This is a genomic window from Streptomyces flavofungini (genome assembly GCF_030388665.1).
Classification (GTDB): domain Bacteria; phylum Actinomycetota; class Actinomycetes; order Streptomycetales; family Streptomycetaceae; genus Streptomyces; species Streptomyces flavofungini_A.
In genome coordinates this window covers 9,003,011-9,022,876 of sequence record NZ_CP128846.1, presented here as the reverse complement: position 1 = coordinate 9,022,876, position 19,866 = coordinate 9,003,011, and the positions used below count along the sequence as shown (strand labels likewise).

At 72.1% G+C, this 19,866-nt stretch carries 17 protein-coding genes, 6 pseudogenes and 1 riboswitch; of the genes and pseudogenes, 13 read left to right on the top strand and 10 right to left on the bottom strand.

Annotated features, from left to right (window positions below; all coding sequences use genetic code 11):
• Nucleotides 1-21: 21 nt before the first annotated feature.
• A pseudogene (locus QUY26_RS39125) lies at nucleotides 22-315 on the bottom strand (MmyB family transcriptional regulator); the annotation flags it as partial.
• On the opposite strand from QUY26_RS39125, the pseudogene QUY26_RS39120 reads away from it, so the two are divergent.
• Together QUY26_RS39120 and QUY26_RS39115 are read left to right on the top strand one after the other, a co-directional pair.
• Nucleotides 309-425, top strand: a pseudogene (locus tag QUY26_RS39120) (oxidoreductase); the annotation flags it as partial. The pseudogenes QUY26_RS39125 and QUY26_RS39120 overlap by 7 nt on opposite strands.
• Before the next feature lie 168 nt (nucleotides 426-593).
• Complete coding sequence (locus QUY26_RS39115; protein ID WP_289955230.1) at nucleotides 594-1,019, top strand: transposase family protein; 426 nt, start codon at nucleotides 594-596, stop codon at nucleotides 1,017-1,019.
• Here the strand turns inward: QUY26_RS39115 and QUY26_RS39110 are convergent.
• Entirely contained in the window at nucleotides 1,006-1,785 is a 780-nt protein-coding gene (locus QUY26_RS39110) for an SDR family oxidoreductase (RefSeq protein WP_289955229.1), read from the bottom strand. The two genes, QUY26_RS39115 and QUY26_RS39110, sit on opposite strands and share 14 nt — an antisense overlap.
• A gap of 203 nt (nucleotides 1,786-1,988) precedes the next feature.
• Between QUY26_RS39110 and QUY26_RS39105 the strand changes: the two are divergent.
• Nucleotides 1,989-2,198 (top strand): annotated as a pseudogene (locus tag QUY26_RS39105) (FGGY-family carbohydrate kinase); the annotation flags it as partial.
• On the opposite strand, the pseudogene QUY26_RS39100 reads toward QUY26_RS39105, so the two are convergent.
• The 3 genes and pseudogenes from QUY26_RS39100 to QUY26_RS39090 all read right to left on the bottom strand — a co-directional run.
• Nucleotides 2,151-2,434: pseudogene (locus QUY26_RS39100) on the bottom strand (FAD:protein FMN transferase); the annotation flags it as partial. The pseudogenes QUY26_RS39105 and QUY26_RS39100 overlap by 48 nt on opposite strands.
• Nucleotides 2,425-2,643, bottom strand: a complete 219-nt coding sequence (locus QUY26_RS39095; protein WP_289956446.1) for a hypothetical protein — start codon at nucleotides 2,641-2,643, stop codon at nucleotides 2,425-2,427. The gene QUY26_RS39095 and the pseudogene QUY26_RS39100, both read right to left, overlap by 10 nt.
• A gap of 12 nt (nucleotides 2,644-2,655) precedes the next feature.
• Nucleotides 2,656-3,525, bottom strand: coding sequence for an alpha/beta fold hydrolase (locus QUY26_RS39090; protein ID WP_289955227.1), 870 nt, complete (start codon nucleotides 3,523-3,525; stop codon nucleotides 2,656-2,658).
• A 167-nt stretch (nucleotides 3,526-3,692) separates the two neighbouring features.
• Here QUY26_RS39090 and QUY26_RS39085 point away from each other — a divergent pair, with 167 nt between their 5' ends.
• From QUY26_RS39085 to QUY26_RS39070, 4 genes are all read left to right on the top strand, one after another.
• Nucleotides 3,693-4,559: an AraC family transcriptional regulator gene (locus tag QUY26_RS39085; RefSeq protein ID WP_289955225.1), complete on the top strand. Its 867-nt coding sequence runs from the start codon at nucleotides 3,693-3,695 to the stop codon at nucleotides 4,557-4,559.
• A gap of 156 nt (nucleotides 4,560-4,715) precedes the next feature.
• Nucleotides 4,716-5,840, top strand: coding sequence for an ABC transporter substrate-binding protein (locus QUY26_RS39080; RefSeq protein ID WP_289955224.1), 1,125 nt, complete (start codon nucleotides 4,716-4,718; stop codon nucleotides 5,838-5,840).
• Nucleotides 5,841-6,046: 206 nt separating this feature from the next.
• Entirely contained in the window at nucleotides 6,047-6,487 is a 441-nt protein-coding gene (locus tag QUY26_RS39075) for an OsmC family protein (protein WP_289955223.1), read from the top strand.
• A gap of 245 nt (nucleotides 6,488-6,732) precedes the next feature.
• A complete protein-coding gene (locus tag QUY26_RS39070) occupies nucleotides 6,733-7,704 on the top strand; it encodes a hypothetical protein (protein ID WP_289955222.1) in 972 nt (323 codons plus the stop codon).
• 35 nt (nucleotides 7,705-7,739) lie between these two features.
• Here the strand turns inward: QUY26_RS39070 and QUY26_RS39065 are convergent, their stop codons facing one another.
• Nucleotides 7,740-9,356: a GMC oxidoreductase gene (locus QUY26_RS39065; RefSeq protein WP_289955221.1), complete on the bottom strand. Its 1,617-nt coding sequence runs from the start codon at nucleotides 9,354-9,356 to the stop codon at nucleotides 7,740-7,742.
• A gap of 104 nt (nucleotides 9,357-9,460) precedes the next feature.
• Nucleotides 9,461-9,886, bottom strand: coding sequence for a Rid family hydrolase (locus QUY26_RS39060; protein ID WP_289955220.1), 426 nt, complete (start codon nucleotides 9,884-9,886; stop codon nucleotides 9,461-9,463).
• 90 nt (nucleotides 9,887-9,976) lie between these two features.
• Here QUY26_RS39060 and QUY26_RS39055 point away from each other — a divergent pair, with 90 nt between their 5' ends.
• Nucleotides 9,977-10,489 carry a MarR family winged helix-turn-helix transcriptional regulator gene (locus tag QUY26_RS39055; RefSeq protein ID WP_289955219.1) on the top strand — a complete coding sequence of 171 codons (513 nt, stop codon included), beginning with the start codon at nucleotides 9,977-9,979 and terminating at the stop codon, nucleotides 10,487-10,489.
• Nucleotides 10,490-10,589: 100 nt separating this feature from the next.
• Nucleotides 10,590-10,844 (top strand): annotated as a pseudogene (locus tag QUY26_RS39050) (ATP-binding cassette domain-containing protein); the annotation flags it as partial.
• On the opposite strand, the pseudogene QUY26_RS39045 reads toward QUY26_RS39050, so the two are convergent.
• Nucleotides 10,797-11,927 (bottom strand): annotated as a pseudogene (locus QUY26_RS39045) (BTAD domain-containing putative transcriptional regulator); the annotation flags it as partial. The pseudogenes QUY26_RS39050 and QUY26_RS39045 overlap by 48 nt on opposite strands.
• A 206-nt stretch (nucleotides 11,928-12,133) precedes the next feature.
• Nucleotides 12,134-13,552, bottom strand: coding sequence for a short-chain fatty acyl-CoA regulator family protein (locus tag QUY26_RS39040; protein WP_289955218.1), 1,419 nt, complete (start codon nucleotides 13,550-13,552; stop codon nucleotides 12,134-12,136).
• Between the two features lie 472 nt (nucleotides 13,553-14,024).
• Here QUY26_RS39040 and aceA point away from each other — a divergent pair, with 472 nt between their 5' ends.
• The 3 genes from aceA to QUY26_RS39025 all read left to right on the top strand — a co-directional run bounded on the left by aceA (nucleotide 14,025) and on the right by QUY26_RS39025 (nucleotide 18,643).
• The gene (gene aceA, locus QUY26_RS39035) at nucleotides 14,025-15,311 is read left to right on the top strand and encodes an isocitrate lyase (protein WP_289955217.1); all 1,287 of its coding nucleotides are present in this window, start codon (nucleotides 14,025-14,027) and stop codon (nucleotides 15,309-15,311) included.
• 166 nt (nucleotides 15,312-15,477) lie between these two features.
• Nucleotides 15,478-15,697, top strand: a riboswitch (cobalamin riboswitch).
• Nucleotides 15,698-15,873: 176 nt separating this feature from the next.
• On the top strand, nucleotides 15,874-18,192 hold the full coding sequence (gene metE / locus QUY26_RS39030; RefSeq protein ID WP_289955216.1) for a 5-methyltetrahydropteroyltriglutamate--homocysteine S-methyltransferase: 2,319 nt from the start codon (nucleotides 15,874-15,876) through the stop codon (nucleotides 18,190-18,192).
• An 85-nt stretch (nucleotides 18,193-18,277) separates the two neighbouring features.
• Nucleotides 18,278-18,643, top strand: a complete 366-nt coding sequence (locus tag QUY26_RS39025) for a hypothetical protein (protein WP_289955215.1) — start codon at nucleotides 18,278-18,280, stop codon at nucleotides 18,641-18,643.
• A gap of 8 nt (nucleotides 18,644-18,651) precedes the next feature.
• Here QUY26_RS39025 and QUY26_RS39020 read toward each other — a convergent pair whose 3' ends face one another.
• Nucleotides 18,652-19,080, bottom strand: a complete 429-nt coding sequence (locus QUY26_RS39020) for a DUF6463 family protein (protein ID WP_289955214.1) — start codon at nucleotides 19,078-19,080, stop codon at nucleotides 18,652-18,654.
• Between the two features lie 175 nt (nucleotides 19,081-19,255).
• On the opposite strand from QUY26_RS39020, the gene QUY26_RS39015 reads away from it, so the two are divergent.
• Nucleotides 19,256-19,861: a TetR/AcrR family transcriptional regulator gene (locus QUY26_RS39015; protein ID WP_289955213.1), complete on the top strand. Its 606-nt coding sequence runs from the start codon at nucleotides 19,256-19,258 to the stop codon at nucleotides 19,859-19,861.
• Nucleotides 19,862-19,866: the final 5 nt, after the last annotated feature.

The following is a 19,866-nucleotide window of genomic DNA, read 5'->3' as shown; positions in this document are numbered from 1 at the left end:
GCCGGGACGAACTGGGGCGGGTCACGGCTGAGCCCCGTTGGGCAGTTCACTGCTGTCGAGATAGACCACCAACGTCTGCTCCGGCTGTTCGGCCAGGTGAAAAGCGGTGTACACATAAACGATCGCTCCCCGTTGCGGATGCTGTAGCCGTTTCCGACCGCTCTGCCGGGCCTGCACCTCGTACCGGGGCCACCAGTCCCGCACCTCCGGGCTGCCCTCGTTCAGCTCCTCGATCAGTCGGGTGTACCGCGGGTCGCCGGGATGGCGCGCGGCCAGCGTCCGAAGTCGGGCGAGCAGGCCGCGTGCCTCGGGTTCCCGTCGCGATCCCGCCCGGCGCGATCGCCCGGGCCATCGCTTTCGCGATCGATCAGCCTGCCGCGGTAGACGTGAACGAGATCGTCGTACGGCCCACCGCCCAGAGCTGACCTCCCCCGCTCTTCCGGTGCGGACACCGCACCCACGGGACTGCTCCACGGGCCGCATGGCGACACGGGCCCGTCGGCCAGGGGGTGGCGCATCCGAGTGGATCGACGGGCGCGACGCCAGGTGATCAAAGTTGCTGAGACCGCAGATCGATCCGGAGCCGCGTCCGCGTGCAATCCTCCCTGATCAGCGTCCTGTCGCGCCCCTTCGAGGACACAGCCGCCGCGCCATGTCCGCACACGGACCCCTCTGAACTGGGCACGCCCGCCGAGGTGTTCGACCGTCTCCCCGATCCACGCCGGGTACGAGGACGCCGCTACCGGCGCGGCGAACTGCTGGGGCTGCGCCTGGTCTCGGTGCTCGGTGGCGCGCGGTCGCTTGCGCAGACCGCCCGCTTCGCGGGCGGCGCGGCGCCTGAGGCGCACCACCGGTTGGGGCTCAGCCGGGCCGCCCCGAACGCCTCCACTCCTGGACGCCTGCTGGCGCGGCTGGACGCCGAAGTCGCGGCGGGCGCCCTCCCAGCCGCGGATCGGGCGCACCCCCGGCCGTGGATGAGGACCAGGGCCGGTGACCCGCGGCGGGTCACCCGGGCGTGATCGGTCCGAGGTAGGTGCCGCCGGACACGTCGATGGTCTGGCCGGTCACCCAGCGCCCCTGCGGTCCCGCGAGGAAGCCCACCACGTCCGCGACGTCCTCCGGCCGGCCGATCCGTCCGAGCGCGGTGATGGACTCGAGTGCGGCCACGGCCTCGGGAACCTCGGCGTAGTGGGCGATCATGTCGGTCAGTACCACTCCGGGTTCGACCGTGTTCACGGTGATCCCACGGCGGCCGAGTTCGTTGGCGAGCGACGGGCCGAGGGCAGCCAGCGCCGCCTTGGTGACGGTGTAACCGATCTGGTGGGGGTCCGCGATCCGGGTGGACGCCGAGCCCACGTTGACGATCCGCCCGCCGTCCCGCAGCAGCGGCAGCGCCCGCTGGACCACGAAGACGGGCGTGCTCACGTTGACTGCCAGCAGCCGCTCGAACTCCTCCTCGGTGAGCTGTCCGATCGAACTGACCGAGTGCATGCCCGCGTTGTTGACCAGGATGTCCAGGCCGTCCGCACCGTGATCGGCGAACCCGGCAGCGAGCCCGTCGAACAGCCGGTCCACTGCGCCGCTCTCGCCGAAGCGGGCCTGCACCGCGAACGCCCGGCCGCCGGCCTCGGCGATCCGCGCCACGGTCTTCGCAGCGGCCGCGTCGTTGCTGCCGTAGTGGACCGCGACCAGCGCCCCCTCGGCAGCGAGCCGCAGAGCCACCGCGCGCCCGATCCCGCGTGAGCCGCCCGTCACCAGTGCGGTCCCACCGCCCAGTTCCCCCATGCCCACCCCTTTGCTCGTGATGCACCCGGCCGGATCCGAGAGCGATTCAGCCTAAGGGGCCGCAGGGCCATGCGGTGCTGATCCTCCCTCACCCCCAGCTCCGTGCCTCGGCGCCAGGCGGGTGCGGGGACGGGGTGGGCAGCGATGCCGAGGCGGGGGCGGTGTCGCAGCGTCAGCGAAGGCTGGAGCGCCGCACCACCAGCGCCCTCGCCCACCGCCGTGCCCTCACCGAGGCCCAGCGGCTCGCCGACCATCCCGTCGACGTCGCGCACCTGGTCGGCGGCGCCACCCGCAACGCGCTCCTGTGCCAACTCACCGCCGACGCCTGCTGGCTGCCCGTCGTCACGGGACCGGCCGAGGCCGCAGCGCTCGGCGGCGTCCTCCACTCCCATCGCGAACGCCGCCGTCGCGGTGGCGTCCGCTTCGGTCAGCGACGCGCCACGACGGTCAGGCTGAGCAGGCCGCGGACCGGGCGGCCGGTGCGGTCGTCGATGATGTGGTCGCCGCGCTCGTATCGGGCGGACGTGGCGACCGTGCCGCCCTTGAGGTCCACCACCGCGCACAGCCGGTCGGCGTGTACGGGGTGGCGCACGCCGACCCGCCACAGCCCGCCGGAGGCGACGACGTCACCCCCGGCGTTCACGCGGAACCACCCGGACGGAAGCGGCCCTCGCGGCCCCCGCCGACCGCGGCACCGCCGCCCTGGCCGACGCGCGGGCTGTCCACAGCCACACCGCCGTCGCCGACTGCCTGTCCTTCACCACGACGCTGTGGCTGCCGGCCCACGCGGCCGCCGTGGCCGTCCTCGTGGCCCTTGGTCGCGTAGCGCGTCGACCACGTCAGCGTCCGGAACGGCACGGCCGAGCGCACCTAGGCGCCCACGGCTCCCTGGACGAATCGCCGAAGGTGCGCGCGCACGGCGTCGGGCTGCTCCAGCCAGGGCTCGTGTCCGGCGTCCTCGATCCGGGTCAGGGGCAGGTCGAGCCGGAGCGCGAGCGATTGCAGCGCCGACACCGGACGGGGATCGCCGGCTCCGGCCAGGAGTTCCGCCCGCTCGGGCAGGCACGCACGCAGATCGGCAAGGTGCTCGTCGAGGGGATCCGCGCGTCCGTCGCTGCCGAGTTCGTCGTTCATGGACCAGTTGACGGGGCGGCGCAGCCGGGCATCCTGGGCCGCCCACTGCCATCCGCGTACGGGGTCGGCGTGGTCGGTGAACCAGGACAGCGTCAGCAGTTCGACTTCCTGCTCCTCCGTGCGGTGCGGCAGCTCCTGCAACGCGCGGCGCCGCTCCTGCTGGGCCAGGGTCATGCGACGGCGGCGCTCCGCTCGGTAGTCGGTCCGCCAGTCACCGGTGAACGGCCCGCACATCAGCAGGACCGCGGCGACCCGGTCGGAATGCCTCAGACAGAACCGGCTCGCCAGATCGGCGCCGTAGGAGTGCCCGATGAGCACGGCCCTCGGCACGTCCCACGCGTCGAGCAGCTCGGCCAGATCGTCGACGTGCCGGGCGAGGGAGTGGGCGCCCCGCCACGGGGACCGGCCCGCGCCGCGCTGGTCGTACCGGTACACGGGCGCGAGATCCGCGATCAGGGGAGCGACGTCGCCCAGATAGTCCGGCAGCCCCGGACCGCCGTGGAGCAGGACCACGGCCGGCTTCCGATCCGTGTCCCCGAGCGCCGTCCAGCACAACTGTGCCGCGTCGGTCATCGATGCGAGGCCCTGCGTCTCTTTCCACGTCACCGCGGAGAACCTACCGGCGGCGCCGAGGCCGCGCACCCCGCCCGGGCCGCCGCCCCGCACCCGCGCCGAGCCGTGTGCGCACCCGACTCCATCGGGCACAGGATGTCGGGTCGGGCCGGGTGTCCGCCGCCTAGCGTGGTGATCACGAAAGAGGAAGGAGACCGCAAGTGCTGGAGCGTCTCAACCAGAGCCTGGAACACATCGAGGGGCGACTCGACCAGGACGTGGACGTGGCCGAGCTGGCGCGGATCGCGGCCACCTCGGAGTACCACCTGCGCCGGATGTTCTCCGCGCTCGCGGGCATGCCGCTGTCGGAGTACGTACGACGGCGTCGGCTCACGGTCGCCGGCGGCGAGGTGCTGGCGGGACGTGAGTCCCTGCTGGACGTCGCGGTGCGCTACGGCTACGGCTCGGGCGAGGCGTTCGCCCGGGCGTTCCGCGCCATGCACGGGGTCGGCCCTGCCGAGGCCAGGCGTACCGGCGCGGCGCTCGTCTCCCAGCCCCGGTTGGCCTTCCGTCTCACCGTCGAAGGGAGCAGCAGCATGCGTTATCGCGTCGTGGACAAGCCGGAGTTCGGCGTCGTCGGCCTCAAGGCGCGGGTGCCACTCGTGCACTCGGGGCCGAACCAGGCGATCATCGACTTCGTCCGCGGGATCGACCCGGGGGCCCTGGAGCGTCTGGAGAAGCTCTCGGACCAGGAGCCGCAAGGCATCGTCGCGGTCTGCGACGACCTGGACCCGAGCCGCGCCGAAGGCACCGAACTCGACTACTACCAGGGGGTCATCACGTCCGCGCCCGCCCCCGACGGCACCACCGTCCTGCCGGTCCCCGCCGGCACGTGGGCGGTGTTCACCACCAGGGGACCCGCTCCGGAGGCCATCCAGGAGCTGTGGCGGGACGTGTTCACCCAGTGGTTCCCGTCCAACCCCTACCGCAGCCGCCCCGGCCCGGAAATCCTGCGCACCCGCATGTCCCCGGACACGTCCGAGGCCGACGCGGAGCTGTGGCTTCCGGTGGAGCGGGAACAGAGCTGAGCCGGGCCCGCGTCGGCGGTCCGCGGGCTCGGTGAACCCTCCGGGGGACGGGCCGCCGACATGGGCTGTTCTGTGCTCAACTACTCTCGGCGCCGATGACGTTCACGCTGTGGTCCGGCCGCCCCGGCCGCATCGCCTCTCGGGAGACGCCCAGGTATGAACCCAGGTACGGAAACGCCACCATCGCCGCAAGGAGCGCAGCGCGGCGACGACTCCGCCGTCCGCATCGGCGCCCTCGTCCCGCTGACGCGGCCCGGCTGGGTCGGGGCGGGTCAGCACCTGCTCGCCGGGCTCGAGTTGGGCGTACAAGAGGTCAACGCGGCAGACGGGATCGCCGGTAGGCCGCTGGAGCTGGTGGTGCGGGACACCGCGGCCGATCCGGGGCGGGCCGAGGCGGCCGTGGACGAACTGGCCCGCCTCGGCGTGGCCGCGTTGGCGGGCGAGTACCACAGCGTCGTCGCACGCACCGCCGCCGCCCGGGCCGACGCCGTCGGTCTGCCTTTCCTCTGCTCGTCGGGGGTTCTCGACGCGCTCACCGAGGAGCCGACGGACTGGGTCGCGCGCCTGGCCCCGGCGCAGTCGCACGGGTGGCGGATCTACGGGGACTTCCTGCTCGGCGCAGGCCACAGCCGCATCGCCGTGGCGGCGGATCCGAGCGTGTACTGGGCGTCGGGGACCCGCATCCTGCGGGACCACCTCACGCCGCGCGGCGGCGCCGTGGTCGAGCTCGACTCGCGCGCGCTCACGCCCCCGCAGTTGTGCGACGCACTCGCCGCCTCGGGCGCGACAGCCCTGCTCCTGCTGGTCGGCCACCCCGATCCGGCCGTGCCGATCGTCAAGGCCGTCCGCCACGACCCGCGTCTCACCGACCTGTTGATCGGGGCTCCGGCCGGGCAGCCGGAACTCGCCGACTGGGCGGCGTCGCTGGGCGACGACGGCGCCGCGGTGCCGTTCCTGCGCTACCTTCCCGAGCACCTGCCCCCGCTCGGCGCCCGGGTCGAGGCGGTGCTTCGTGAGCGCCTCGCCGAGGCGCCGTCGTTCGTGGCCTTCGAGGGGTACGACACGATCGCCGTCCTCGCCGAAGCGCTGCGCACGCACGGGCCGGACCGGGCACGGATCGCCGAGGCGTGGCCGCTCGTCGCGGTCGAGGGCACCCGCGGGCGGATCCGGTTCTCGCGCACGCCGGGCATCGGCGTGTGGCAGTGGGCCTGGCCGCCGGTCCAGGTCGTCGACCGGGACCCGGCGCGCCCCGATCGCTGTCGGGTGCTGCACGTGGGCTGAGAAGGGCCCGGCACACCGATAGGGCGCGGCACGCCGATGCGGAAGGAGCAGCAAGCCGCGGAGGGAGGCGGGGCCAGGCGGGGCGGGCGGGCCGACGGAGACGCGGGGCGGGGCGACGGCGCGGGGCGGGGCGACGAGACGCGGGGCGGGCCGAGGAGGCGCGGCAAGTGGGCCGTTTCGTGGGGCGTGACGCTACGGTCGTCGCCATGACCGACACATCACTGCGCTCCATCTCCCTCGAGCGGTCCGGCCCCGGCCGGTTCACCGCGACCAACGCCCGCGGCGGCACGATCACCTTCGGCACCGGCTCCGGCACCGACTTCACGCCGGTCGAGCTGTTCCTCGCCGCGATCGGCGGCTGCACCGCCGCGGACGTGGAGGTCGCCACGAGCCGCCACACGGATCCGACCGTCTTCACCGTCACCGTGACCGGCAACAAGGTCGAGGACGAGAGCGGCAACCGGATGTCGGACCTCGACGTCGCCTTCACCGTCACGTTCCCGGACGGTCCTTCAGGAGACCGGGCCCGCGCGATCCTCCCCCGCGCCGTGAAGACCTCGCACGACCGGCTCTGCACGGTCAGCCGCACCGTCGAGGCGGGCACGCCGGTCAGCGTGACCGTGTCCGGGGCGGCCGACGGGACCTGACCGCCGACGGACGGCGATGGGCGCGTACCGCGATCCCCACGGCGGGACGACCACGTCGGGACACGCCCACGTCGGGGCCCTCCATCCCGGACCCCCACGCGAATGTTATGGGTACATGACAGTATGCGCGCGGCGCGCGCGGCCCTACGGTCCTGTCCGGACGCAAGCGACGGGCGGCGACGGGCAGCTCGGCTCCCGTCGCTTGCGGCACCCCCCACACACGCTCGCTTGGAGAAGAGGTTCTCGTGAGCCGCAGAGTCTCCGCCCGCCTGCTGACGGCCTGCGTCGTCCTGGCCCTGAGCGCGGGCACCGTCGCCGCCTCAGGACCGGCGCCGGCCGGCCCCTCCGGGGAGGCCGGGCAGCACCGCTCCCCCGATCCCTACTGCTACGACGAGCCGTCGCAGCCGAACGCCGACCTGAGCGACCTCAAGGCGTCCTTCACCTCCTCGAACTGGATGCGGACCCTCCAGGCCATGTACAAGCGGCGCTGGCCGAGCGGCGAGGCCCTGGCGATCGCCCAGGCCAACGACAAGTACTGGGACCAGTTCGTCGACAAGCGGAGCTTCGACGGGTTCGCCGAGTCGATGATGGTGGCGATCCACGAGGAGACCCACATGTGGGACCTCGACCCGTCCCGGACACGGTGGGACGTCCACAGCGCGGCGTGGATCAACGCCGGCCAGCAGGTGCTGACGGTGCCTCTGCACGGCGGCTTCCCGCGCAAGGAGATCCTGCCGCTGATCAAGGACTCGCTCAGCTCGTCCATGGACGACATCTACCTGCGGGACAGGCAACAGGGGTCCTACCGCCTCCAGGGAGTGCTCGCGGAGCTGAACGCCGGGCTCACGGGGCTGCCCGCGGTGACGGTGCTCCAGGAGTTCATCAAGGGCGTCGGCGCCGGCAACGCCCGGGACATCGCCGCCACCAACCTGCGGTATCTGCTGCTCTACCTGCGCGTCGCCAAGGACAAGCACCCCGACTACTGGGCCAGGATCAAAGCCGAGCCGATCCTCCGCGACCTGGTCCTGACCCAGTTCCTGCGGACGGCCTACTGGCTGGAGAAGTCCGCACCGTACACCGGCAAGCTGGGCAGCAAGGACGCCGACAAGATCACCGCGACGAACTACGCCCCGGAGAACATCGCCGTCCTGGAGGAGTTCACCGGCCGCAAAGTGCGCCTGGACGCGCAGAAGCACTGCACGGTGGCGCGGCGCTAGCGCGTCCGCGCCGGTCGGTGCCGCGCAAGCCCGGCTCACAGATCAGCGCTGATGATCTTCTCGATGTTGCGTTCGGCGAGCGCCGTGATGGTGACGAACGGGTTGACGCTCGTGTTGCCGGGGATCAGGGCGCCGTCGATGACGTAGAGACCCGGATGGCCGCGCAGGCGGCCGTAGTTGTCGGTGGCCCTGTCGAGGACCGCGCCGCCGAGCGGGTGGTACGTGAGGTGGTCTCCCCAGATCTTGTACGCGCCGAAGAGGTCAGTGCGGTAGATCGTCCCCTCCTTGGCGTTGATCTTGTCGAAGATGGTCCTGGCGGCGTCGATGGACGGCTGCTTCCAGGCGGTCTGCCAGTTGAGCTCCGCCCGGCCCGCCGCCGCGTTCCAGGTGAATTGGGCGCGATGGGGGTTCCTGGTGATCGACAGGTAGAACGAGGCGTACGTCTCGATCCCGGTCGGCAGCGGCGCCACCTCGGCGAACGCCCCGCCCGCGGCCCAGTTGTCGATGCCCGCCGTGGGAATGGCCGACTGGAGGCTGCCGGTGGGGTCCCACAGATGGTTGGCGCGCCCGCACATGACGTTGCCGTTGTCGCCCCAGCCCTTGCCGACCTCGCCGTTGAGGTGCGCCAGCGCGCCGGTGGCCCGTAGTTTCACCAGGAGCTTGCTGGTTCCGACGCTGCCCGCGGCGAAGAACACCTTGCCGGCCGTCATGGCCTTGGTGGTGACGGTGTCTCCGGTGGTGTTGATCTGGTCGACCGTCACCGTGTAGCCGCCCCCGGCCGCCGGGGTCACCGAAGTGACCTTGTGCAGCGGGGAGATGGTGACGCGTCCGGTCGCCCGCGCCCGGGCGAGATAGGTCTGCTGCAGGGACTTCTTGCCGTGGTTGTTGCCGTAGAGGATCTCCCCCGCGAGCGCCGACTTGGGGGCGGTGCCCGCGGCCTCCCGCTTCATGTAGTCCCAGTCGTACACATCGGGAACGAACACGAACGGGAAGCCGGAGCGCTGCGCGTGCTTGCGGCCGACGCGGGCGTACGTGTAGCACTCGGCCGTCTCGAACCAGGCCGGGTCGATGACGCTCACGCCGAGTCCCTCGTTGGCGCGCGGGTAGTACGTGCCGTACATCTCCCCCGCGTCGACCGAGGGCAGGACCGCGGCGAAGTTCTCGCGCCGGGGCGTGACCGCCATGCCGCCGTTGACCAGCGAACCGCCGCCCACGCCGCGGCCCTGGTAGACGATGATGCCGCCGAACTCCTCGGCGTCCAGGATGCCGGTGTGTCGCGGGACGTTCCGGTCGATGGGGAAGCCGAGGAAGTTGCTCAGCGGCTGCTTGGTCTTGGTGCGCAGCCAGTAGGAACGGACGTCCGGGTTCGTGGTGTTGGCGAAGATCTTGCCGTCGGACCCCGGGGTGTCCCAGGCCATACCCATCTCCAGCATGTGCACGTCGACGCCCGCCTCGGCGAGCCGCAGGGCGGCGACGGAGCCTCCGTACCCGGTGCCGATCACCAGGGCCGGGACGTCGGCGCCGTCGACCGCCCGCGCCGCAGGGGCCTGCGCGGCCAACGCCGCAGTACCAAGAATAGAACTCGTTCCAACAATGAATCTTCGACGTGACAGACCATCAGATGCCGTGCCACGCAAGGATGCATCACTCATGTGACCTTCCTCACTCTTGGCTGAATCAGAACGAGTTCTACTGCTGACCACGCGGGAAGTCACGGCATACCTAAAAGTAACTTCTGTCCGATCTTGCGCCTTCTTTACTCAGTCGCGCCTCCGACCATCGCGGTGACCTGGATCTCGACCCGCATCTTCGGCGCCCCGAGCGCCGCGACCCCCAGCTCGGTCCAGATCGGCGCACGGTCGCCCATGCGCTTGCGGAACTGCTCGACCATGATGCGCGTGGTGGCCTCGCCGACCTCCTCGGCCGACTCGGGGATGTGGTACGAGTTCACGGCGATGACGTCCCGCCAGGTGGCCCCGGCCGTATTGAGGGTGCGCTCGACGTTCTCGAAGGCCTGGACGATCTCGTCCTCGAGGGCCTCCGGGAAGTTCAGGTCGTCGTCCCAGCCGCCCTGACCTGAGATCTCGACCCGCTCACCGACGCGGACCGCCTGGCTGTAGCGCCTGGCGGCGCGCATCGCCTCACCGTATCCGGGGGTCGCGAAGAACTCGGGCTTGCTCATGATGATCCTCCCATTCACTTCAAGCGTGAAGTGAAAGTATCACACTTTCACTTCACGCTTGAAGTGAATACCGTTCGGTATCGTGCGGGCATGACCACCCGCGCGAACCCGGACCCCGGCAAGGACGCCGTCGAAGTCGCCGCCGACGACGCGCTCTGGCTGTCCGCCCCCGAGAAGGAGGCCTGGACCGGCCTCGTCTCGCTGGTGCTCCTGCTTCCGGGGCGCCTCGAGTCGCCGTTGCAGCAACAGTCGGGCCTGACCCTGTTCGAGTACCTGACGCTCAGCCATGTCTCCGAGGCCCCCGAGCGCCGCCTGCGGATGAGCGAGCTGGCCTATCTCGCCAACGGCTCCCTGTCACGGCTGTCCAACGTCGTCAAGCGGTTCGAGAAGCGTGGCTGGATGGAGCGGTGGCCCGACCCCGACGACGGCCGCTACACCATCGCCGCCTTGACGGACGCCGGGTACGACGTGGTCGTCGACGCCGCCCCCGTGCACGTCCGCTCGGTGCGGCAGCTCGTGCTCGACCAGCTCACCGCCGCCGACCAGCAGGCGCTCGCCCGGATCGCCGAGAAGCTGCGGGTGCGCCCGGCCGACCTGGCGTAGGGCTGTCAGCGAGTGCGGGTGCCTGTCCGCGGGCCCGGTTCCAGGGCGCTGAAACCCTTCTGAAACCGCGCTGAATGCGGCCTGCCGCAGCCTCTGCTCCATGACGACCACGACATCGCGCTCCCTCGCCATCGCGGCCGAGGGGCTGCGCAAGACCTACGGGGACAAGACGGTCCTCGACGGCATCGACCTCGCAGTGCCGGGCGGCACCGTCTTCGCCCTGCTCGGCCCGAACGGCGCGGGCAAGACCACCGCCGTCAAGATCCTCTCCACTCTCGTCACCGCCGACGCCGGTGACCTGCGGGTCGGCGCGCACGAGGTCGGCCGCACCGCGGATGACGTGTTCGCAGTTGTCGAGGACCAGCAGGGCGGGCCCGCCGCCGAGCACGCCGAGGATGCCGGGCACGGGGTCGACGTGGGCGTGGCCGGTGACGGCGCCGTGCCGCCCCTCGCCCGCGCCGAGCGCGGCGGCCACCTCGGCGGCGACGTCGTGGTCCGCGGTGACGCCGGTGAGCGGCACGAAGTACACCACGCGCTGTTCGGCGCGGCGGCTGACCGCGTGGGCGAGCCGGGTCTTGCCGAGGCCGCCGGGGCCGACGACGGTCACGGCCCGGGAGGTGCGCAACAGCCGCTCGGTCTCCGCGATGTCCTCGTCCCTGCCGAGGAGTCGGTTCGGCTCGTGCGGTACGCCGTGCCTGGCCACCGGCGCCTCGCCGCGCAGCAACTCCCGCTGCACCGCCTTGAGTCCGGCGCCGGGCTCCGTGCCGAGGTCGTCGCGCAGGTCGCGGCGGTAGGCCTCGTAGCGCGTCAGCGCGGCGGCGGGGCCCGCGGTCGCCGCCGTGCCGCGCAGCAGTTCGGCGAGCACCTCCTCGTCGCGCGGCTGGGCGGCGGTGACCGCGGCCAGCGGACCGGCCGCCTCCGTGTGCCGTCCGAGGCGGGCGAGCGCGAGGGCGCGGGCGCGGACGAGCGCGTCGCGGACGGGGGCGCGCTCGGCGCGCAGCGCGGCCACGGGGTCGCTGGTGTCGTCGACGGCGCCCGCGGTGTCGGGGGTGCCCGGCCAGAGCGCGAGCCCGGCGTCGGCGGCGGCGAGGGATCCGGCGTGGTCCCCGGCCCTGGCCCGGTCGGCGCTCGTGGTGGCGTGCCGCAGCAGGGCGGAGCTATCGACCTGGTCCTCGGTGAGCGTGAGGCGGTAGCCGGTCGCCGTGCTCGCGATGGTGTCGGCGCCGAGCTGGGCCCGCGCCCTGGACACGAGGACCTGCACCGCCTTCCCGGGCCGCTCCGGCAGCTCGTCCGGCCACAGCCCGGCCACCAGACCTTCGGTGCTGCGGCCGGTGCGCAGGTCGCCCGCGAGGAGCGCGAGGAGGCCGCGGACGCGGGGCGCGGTGACCTCCCGCCCGTGGTGGGCGACCCGCGACAGCAGGGTCAGGTCGGTGCTCATCCGTGCAGATTAGCCAAGGGGGCGGCGGGCCGAGCGCGGTGGTGACCGGGCCCGTGGGCAGCGGCGTTCCGAGCTGGTCGGCACGGTCCGCCGGCCGGGTCCGGCAGCCCTGCGGCCCGGCCCCGGCGGGCGGCCTGCTCGCGGTCGGCCCCGGCCGGCGGACGTACGTGCCGTATTCGGTCGAGACGTCCGGCGACGCCCCGGCGTCAGCCGGCGTCGCCCCGTGCCCCTTCCACGGGGTAGGGCACGAAGGTGCTGCTGTTCTCGTCGATCGCCAGGCGGCGGTCCAGCGGGGGAACGGCCCGCTGCGGGCAGTCGGTGCGTTCGCAGAGGCGGCAGCCCATGCCGATGGGGACGGCGGCCGAGGTGTTGTCGAGGTCGAGGCCGTCGGAGTACACGAGGCGGGAGGCGTGGCGGATCTCGCAGCCGAGGCCGATGGCGAAGGTCTTGCCGGGTTCGCCCCAGCCGCCGCGGTGCCGGGTGAGGGCGCGGGCGGTCCACAGGTAGCGCTGCCCGTCGGGCATGGCGGCGACCTGGACGTGGATGCGGCCGGGGGCGGCGAACGCCTCGTAGACGTTCCACAGCGGGCAGGTGCCGCCCGCGCGGGAGAAGTGGAACGCGGTCGCGGACTGGCGCTTGGACATGTTGCCCGCCCGGTCGACCCGCACGAAGGAGAACGGGACACCGCGCAGCCGGGGCCGCTGCAGGGTGCTGAGGCGGTGGCAGATCGTCTCGTAGCCGAGTCCGAAGTGGTCGCAGAGCCGCTCGATGTCGTAGCGGAACTCCTCGGCGGCCGTGTGGAAGCGGCGGTAGGGCAGGATCAGTGCGGCGGCGAAGTAGTTGGCGATGCCGATGCGGGCCAGCGGCCAGGCCGCGGAGTCCTGCGCGAAGTCCTCCGAGGCGAGGGCGGAGACCTGGTCGGTGTGTTCGAGGAGCGCGAGCTGGGTGGCCATGCGGAACGCCTGCTGGCCGGGGCGCAGGCGGCCGGAGATGTGCAGGACGCGGGCGGCGGGGTCGTAGTGGTGCAAGCGCTCGTCGGAGTCCGCGGCGAGGCGCACGCCGTGGCGCTCGGCAAGCCGCGCGGACAGGGCGCGGACGACCTCGCCGGGACGGATGCCTATCTCCGCGGCGAACTGTTCGGCGGCGAGGTCGATGTCGTGCAGGTAGTTCTGGCGCCGGTAGAAGAACTCCCGGATCTCCTCGTGGGCGGAGCGCGGCTGCACCACCGGTCCCGGTCCCCGCCCCTCCGCCGCTTCGGCGAGTTGCTCGGTGAGGCGCTGGTTGCGGCGGCCGAGGTCCACCAGGAGCGTGGCCACGGCGGGCATGCGGGAGGCGAGGTCGCAGAGGTCGGTCGCGGACACCTGGCCCGTGGAGACCTCACCGGTGAGGGCGTCCCGCAGGTCGGCGACCAGCCTGCTGGTGTCGCGCTCGGAGAAGAAGCCCGGGTCGACGCCGAACGCCTCGGTCAGGCGCAGCAGTACGGGCACGGTGAGCGGGCGGGAGTCGTGCTCCATCTGGTTCAGATAGCTCGGCGAGATGGCGAGGGTCCTGGCCAGGTCGGCCTGGCTCATCCGGCGCTCCTCGCGCAGCCGCCGCAGCCGCGCTCCCGCGTACGTCTTGCTCACTCGTGGCTCCCGTCCGACTCACACATCCCTGACTCCCGTCCCCACGGGCATCCGTGACTCCCGCCCCCTCGGGCATCCACGACCACCGAACCGGTCCCCCACGGCCGTCCCTTCGGCCGTTCGTGGGCCCCCTGCCGTCGGGCATGCCCGCGATCGTAGTCACGCAGCCCCGCCCGCTGGCCTTAACAGAGTTGGCAAAACCACCGCGGAAGATTCGCAGAAGTTGGCATCTCTCCTCGCTTGCTGGCACTGAGTGCCGATGTCACAGTCGAACCGCGGCCCGCCGGACTCCGTCGGGCGGAGCGGAACCGGGGCGCGAACTCATGCCCTGACGTCGGAGATCCCGGCCCTTCCGCCCGACTCGGCAGCATTGCTCACCTGTCCACACACGGACCCGGTGGGCCGCACCCCAGATTATCCAGGCACTCAGTGCCAGATGTTCGCACAGTTCACGAATCTCCGGGAGACGGTCATGGCACAGGCAGGGACGACGACGGCGACGGCCGAGGAACTGGCGCGGCGGTGGGCGACCGACCCGCGGTGGCAGGGGATCGAGCGCACCTACAGCGCCGCGGACGTCGTGCGGCTCTCCGGCAGCGTCCGTGAGGAGCACACCCTGGCCCGGCGCGGCGCCGAACGGCTGTGGCGCCAACTGCACGAACTCGACTACGTCCACGCCCTCGGCGCGCTGACCGGCGGCCAGGCCGTGCAGCAGGTCAAGGCGGGGCTGCAGGCGATCTACCTGTCCGGCTGGCAGGTGGCCGCCGACGCCAACCAGGCCGGGCACACCTACCCCGACCAGTCGCTCTACCCGGCCAACTCCGTGCCGCAGGTGGTCCGCCGGATCAACAACGCGCTGCTGCGCGCCGACCAGATCGCCACCAGCGAGGGCGACTCCGCCGTGGACTGGCTGGCCCCGATCGTGGCCGATGCCGAGGCCGGGTTCGGCGGCCCGTTGAACGCCTTCGAGCTGACCAAGGCGATGATCGCGGCGGGCGCGGCCGGCATCCACTACGAGGACCAGCTCGCCTCGGAGAAGAAGTGCGGGCACCTCGGCGGCAAGGTCCTCGTCCCCACCGCGCAGCACGTGCGCACCCTCAACGCGGCCCGCCTCGCGGCCGACATCGCCGATGTGCCGACCCTGATCGTCGCCCGCACCGACGCGCTCGCCGCCAACCTCCTCACCAGCGACGTCGACGAGCGCGACGCCGAGTTCGTCACCGGTGAGCGCACGGCCGAGGGCTTCTACCGCGTCCAGAACGGCATGGCCCCCGTGATCGCCCGCGGCCTCGCCTACGCCCCGTACGCCGACCTCATCTGGGTCGAGACCGGCACCCCCGACCTCGCCCAGGCCCGCGAGTTCGCCGAGGCCATCCACGCCGAGCACCCCGACCAGATGCTGGCCTACAACTGCTCGCCGTCCTTCAACTGGAAGGCCGCGCTCGACGACGACCAGATCGCCAAGTTCCAGCGCGAACTGGGCGCCATGGGCTACAAGTTCCAGTTCATCACCCTGGCCGGATTCCACTCCCTCAACCACGGCATGTTCGACCTCGCCCGCGGCTACGCCGAGCACGGCATGACCGCGTACGTGGACCTGCAGGAGAAGGAGTTCGCCGCGCAGGAGCACGGCTTCACCGCCGTCAAGCACCAGCGCGAGGTCGGCACCGGCTACTTCGACCTCGTGTCCACGGCCGTCAACCCGGCGTCCTCCACCACCGCGCTGTCCGGCTCCACCGAGGAAGAGCAGTTCCACTAGGGCGCGCGGCCGGGCCGAGAGCCCGGCCGCAGGTGCGAGGGGGGCGGGGAACAACCGGTCGGTTGTCCCCCGCCCCCCTCGCGCGCACAGCCAAACGGCTCCCACCCGTGTCTCATCTCACGTTCCGGAATGTGAACACCGCTGCCCAGAAGGGCGTACACCCTCTAACCTGGCGCGTGCAGCTGGTTCGCCCTGCCCGCCAGGCAGGCGCGTCGTAAGAGGGAACCCGGTGGGAATCCGGGACTGCCCCGCAGCGGTGAGCGGGAACGACCGCCGTCATACGCACTGGATCCGACGTACGGCTCCGGGAAGCGACGGCCACTAGGTGTCTCGTACGACGAGACGTGCCCGCGAGTCCGAAGACCTGCCCGCTGTCCGCACGCGAACCATTCGGGTGCGGATATCTCGGTGACCTCGAGGGCGGGTCGGCGTACATACCGGACAGAGCGACCAGCGACCGTGCCTTTGCCGCGCGTGGTCGTGGCCGTCCGGTTCGTCGTTGCCTTCGCGCTCTCGTCCCGTCGCCGGGATCTCAGGGATTCATCTCGCGAAGGAGATCTCCGTGACCACCAAGTCCGCAGCCGCGGCAGCACGGGCCACCGTGTACGGCTACCCCCGCCAGGGCCAGAACCGCGAACTGAAGAAGGCCATCGAGGGCTACTGGAAGGGCCGCGTCACCGCCGACGCCCTCCGGCAGACCGCGCAAGAACTGCGCCGCTCCACCTGGCAGCGCCTGGCGGCGGCCGGTGTCCACGAGGTGCCGACCGGCGACTTCTCGTACTACGACCACGTCCTGGACACCAGTGTCATGGTCGGCGCCGTCCCCCCGCGGCACCGCTCCGCCGTCGACACCGACGCCCTCGACGGCTACTTCGCGATGGCCCGCGGCACCCAGGACGTGGCGCCGCTGGAAATGACCAAGTGGTTCGACACCAACTACCACTACCTCGTGCCCGAGTTGGGTCCGGACACGGTGTTCACGGCCGACTCCACCAAGCAGGTCGCCGAGCTGAAGGAGGCCCTTGCCCTCGGGCTCGCCGCCCGGCCCGTCCTCGTCGGCCCGGTCACCTACCTGCTGCTCGCCAAGCCCGCCCCGGGCGTCGCCGCGGACTTCGAGCCGCTGACGCTCCTGGACCGGCTGCTTCCCGTGTACGCCGAGGTCCTCGCCGACCTGCGCGCGGCCGGCGCCGCGTGGGTGCAGCTCGACGAGCCCGCCCTGGTCCAGGACCGCACCCCGGCCGACCTCAACGCCGCCGCGCGCGCCTACCGCGACCTCGGGGCCCTCCCCGACCGGCCGAAGCTCCTCGTCGCCTCCTACTTCGACCGGCTCGGCGACGCCCTGCCGGTCCTGGCCAAGGCCCCGGTCGACGGCCTCGCCCTGGACTTCACCGACGCGGCCGCCGCCAACCTCGACGCGCTCGCCGCGGTGGGCGGACTGCCCGGCAAGCGTCTCGTCGCCGGTGTCGTCAACGGCCGCAACATCTGGATCAACGACCTGGAGAAGTCCCTCGCCACGCTCGGCACCCTGCTGGGCCTCGCCGACCGGGTCGACGTCGCCGCCTCCTGCTCGCTGCTGCACGTGCCGATCGACGCCGCGGCCGAGCGGGACATCGACCCACAGATCCTGCGCTGGCTCGCGTTCGCCCAGCAGAAGACGACGGAGATCGTCACCCTGGCCAAGGGCATCGCCCAGGGCACCGACACCATCGCCGCCGAACTCGCTGCCAACCGCGCCGACCTGGCCTCCCGCGCCGGTTCCGCGATCACCCACGACCCGGGCGTCCGAGCCAGGGCCGCGGCCGTCACCGACACCGACGGCCGCCGCTCCGCGCCGTACGCGACCCGGGCGACCGCCCAGCGCGCCCACCTCGGCCTTCCCCTGCTTCCCACGACCACCATCGGGTCGTTCCCGCAGACAGCCGAGCTGCGCACCGCCCGCGCCGACCTGCGCGCCGGGCGCATCGACACCGCCGGGTACGAGCAGCGCATCGAGAACGAGATCCGCGAGGTCATCTCCTTCCAGGAGAAGACCGGCATCGACGTCCTGGTGCACGGCGAGCCCGAACGCAACGACATGGTGCAGTACTTCGCCGAGCAGCTCACCGGCTACCTCGCCACCCAGCACGGCTGGGTCCAGTCCTACGGCACCCGCTATGTGCGCCCGCCGGTCCTGGCCGGCGACATCTCCCGGCCCGAGCCGATGACGGTGCGCTGGACCTCGTACGCCAACTCCCTGACCGAGCGCCCGGTCAAGGGCATGCTCACGGGCCCCGTCACGATGCTCGCCTGGTCCTTCGTCCGCGACGACCAGCCGCTTCGCGACACCGCCCGCCAGGTGGCCCTCGCCCTGCGCGACGAGGTCAACGACCTGGAGGCCGCCGGGACTTCGGTGATCCAGGTCGACGAGCCCGCGCTGCGCGAGACCCTGCCGCTGCGCGCCGCCGACCGACCGGCCTATCTGGCGTGGGCGACGGAGTCCTTCCGGCTCACCACCAGCGGCGTACGGCCGGACACCCAGATCCACACGCACATGTGCTACGCGGAGTTCGGCGACATCGTCCAGGCCATCGACGACCTCGACGCCGACGTCATCAGCCTGGAGGCCGCCCGCTCCCACATGCAGGTCGCCCGCGAACTCGCCGAGCACGGCTACCCGCGGGAGGCGGGCCCCGGCGTCTACGACATCCACTCCCCGCGCGTGCCGAGCACGGACGAGGCCGCGGCCCTGCTGCGCAAGGGACTTGAGGCCATCCCCGCCGAACGCCTCTGGGTCAACCCCGACTGCGGCCTGAAGACCCGCGGCTGGCCCGAGACCCGCGCCTCCCTGGAGAACCTGGTCGCGGCGGCCCGCACGGTCCGGGGCGAACTGCCCAAGTCCTGAGCCGAACACCTGGAGGGCCGGGGCGCGAGGAGCGCCCCGGCCCGTCGGACAGCACTGACACGACCAAGGCATGAAGGGGGGATCGGTGCGCAGCACACCGCGGCGGGTCGTCGTGGACGGCCAACCCATGATCGCCGTGTCCGAGAAGGAACTCGAGAGCCTGCTCGCCACCCGCAGACAACTCGGCAGCCAGACCACGAGGATGCGGATGCTGCGTGACACGCTCCTCGACATGGGCGTGTTCCTGGACGACCTGGCCGAGGCTCTCGACCGCGCCGCCCCGGCCGACCCCCGGGAGAGCCCGCGGGCCGCCGACCCTCCGTACGCCGGCCTTGCCCTCACCACGGAGCTGCGGCAACGTGCGCGCCAGGCACGCGTCGTCGCCGGATCGGGTCGCCCCGGACGCGGCCGCCCCTCCCCCGCCCGGCCCGGGCACGCGCAGGCCGAGTGACGTCCCGCTCACTGCTGGGGAGTTCCGTACGTCTCGTGGAGCCCGGTCCGGGGCGTGGGGTCGTCGCGGCGGGCGCGGCGGGCCCCGATCAGCAGCAGGGCGCAGGCGAGCACGAAGAGCGGCCAGGGCGTGAACGGGAGGATCACGGCGTCGACGAGAGTCCAGGCCCCCAGCGTCCAGGCGAGGAACGTCGGCGGGGTGATGCCGCGCCGGTCCAGCCACAGCACCGTCACTCCGATGAGGAGGAGCGGTATGCCGAAGCTGTCCAGGCTCAGCCAGTACGCGCTGCCCGCCGGGCTCATGTCGGCCAGGTCCTCGTCCCACAGTCCGCCGCTGAACCAGGTCCCGGCGTGGCGTGCGGCCTTCTCGACCGTCAGGGCGCCGAGCGTGTGTGCCGTTCCGCAGAACGTGATGATCCAGCCTGCCCACTTGATCATCCGAGTTCTCCCGTCTCGTCGCGAAGCCGCGTGGTGCGGCTCCACCGCGGTTGCCGCTGCGTGGCGCGGGTCGGTGCAACCACAGTTCCGATACTGCCGTTTCGATACTCTCGTTCCGTATAATCGGGCCATGACAGCGGGAAAGCAACGGGGTGGACGCCCCCGGGACAGTCGCGTGGATCACAAGATCCTGCAGACCACGCGTGAGTTGATCGACGAAGTCGGCTACCTGGCCCTGACCGTCGACCAGGTCGCGGCGCGCGCCGGGGTGGGCAAGGCGGCGATCTACCGCCGGTACGCCTCCAAGGCCGAGATGGCGTTCGTCGCCACCGTGCACGAGCAGCAGCTGCCTCCACCGGTGCGCACCGGCTCCTTGCACGGGGACCTGCTGGCGTTGGTCCGCGCGTTCCACGTCCGCATGGCCACCCCGGCGGCCCGACAGCTGGCACCGGCCCTGATCAGCGAGATCGCCGTCAACCCCGAACTGGACACCCGGTTCCAGGACACCTTCCTGGCCGCCGAACAGGCCGCCTTCGCCGACATCGTCGACCAGGCCGTGGCCCGCGGCGAGCTGGCCGGGCCCGTCGACCCCGCGATGGCCCACCTGCTGCTGCTCGGCTCCCTGGCGTCCGCCCTGTACGTCCTGAACCTGCCCGTCGACGACGCGATGGTCAGCGACCTGGCCACCGCCGCCGCGGCGGGGATCAGCGCCCTGGCCGACCGGCACCATAGCGACCCCGGGGGAGCCGCCGGGAAGCCGGTGGACCGAGGAGCGGACTGACCAGC

Excerpts from the sequence above, each read along its gene's own strand:
- aceA (WP_289955217.1), top strand. The coding sequence starts at position 14,025 with ATGGCACAGGCAGGGACGACGACGGCGACGGCCGAGGAACTGGCGCGG.
- QUY26_RS39110 (WP_289955229.1), bottom strand. The coding sequence starts at position 1,785 with ATGGGGGAACTGGGCGGTGGGACCGCACTGGTGACGGGCGGCTCACGC.
- QUY26_RS39075 (WP_289955223.1), top strand. The coding sequence starts at position 6,047 with ATGACCGACACATCACTGCGCTCCATCTCCCTCGAGCGGTCCGGCCCC.
- QUY26_RS39020 (WP_289955214.1), bottom strand. The coding sequence starts at position 19,080 with ATGATCAAGTGGGCAGGCTGGATCATCACGTTCTGCGGAACGGCACAC.
- QUY26_RS39060 (WP_289955220.1), bottom strand. The coding sequence starts at position 9,886 with ATGAGCAAGCCCGAGTTCTTCGCGACCCCCGGATACGGTGAGGCGATG.
- QUY26_RS39055 (WP_289955219.1), top strand. The coding sequence starts at position 9,977 with ATGACCACCCGCGCGAACCCGGACCCCGGCAAGGACGCCGTCGAAGTC.
- QUY26_RS39080 (WP_289955224.1), top strand. The coding sequence starts at position 4,716 with ATGAACCCAGGTACGGAAACGCCACCATCGCCGCAAGGAGCGCAGCGC.
- QUY26_RS39065 (WP_289955221.1), bottom strand. The coding sequence starts at position 9,356 with ATGAGTGATGCATCCTTGCGTGGCACGGCATCTGATGGTCTGTCACGT.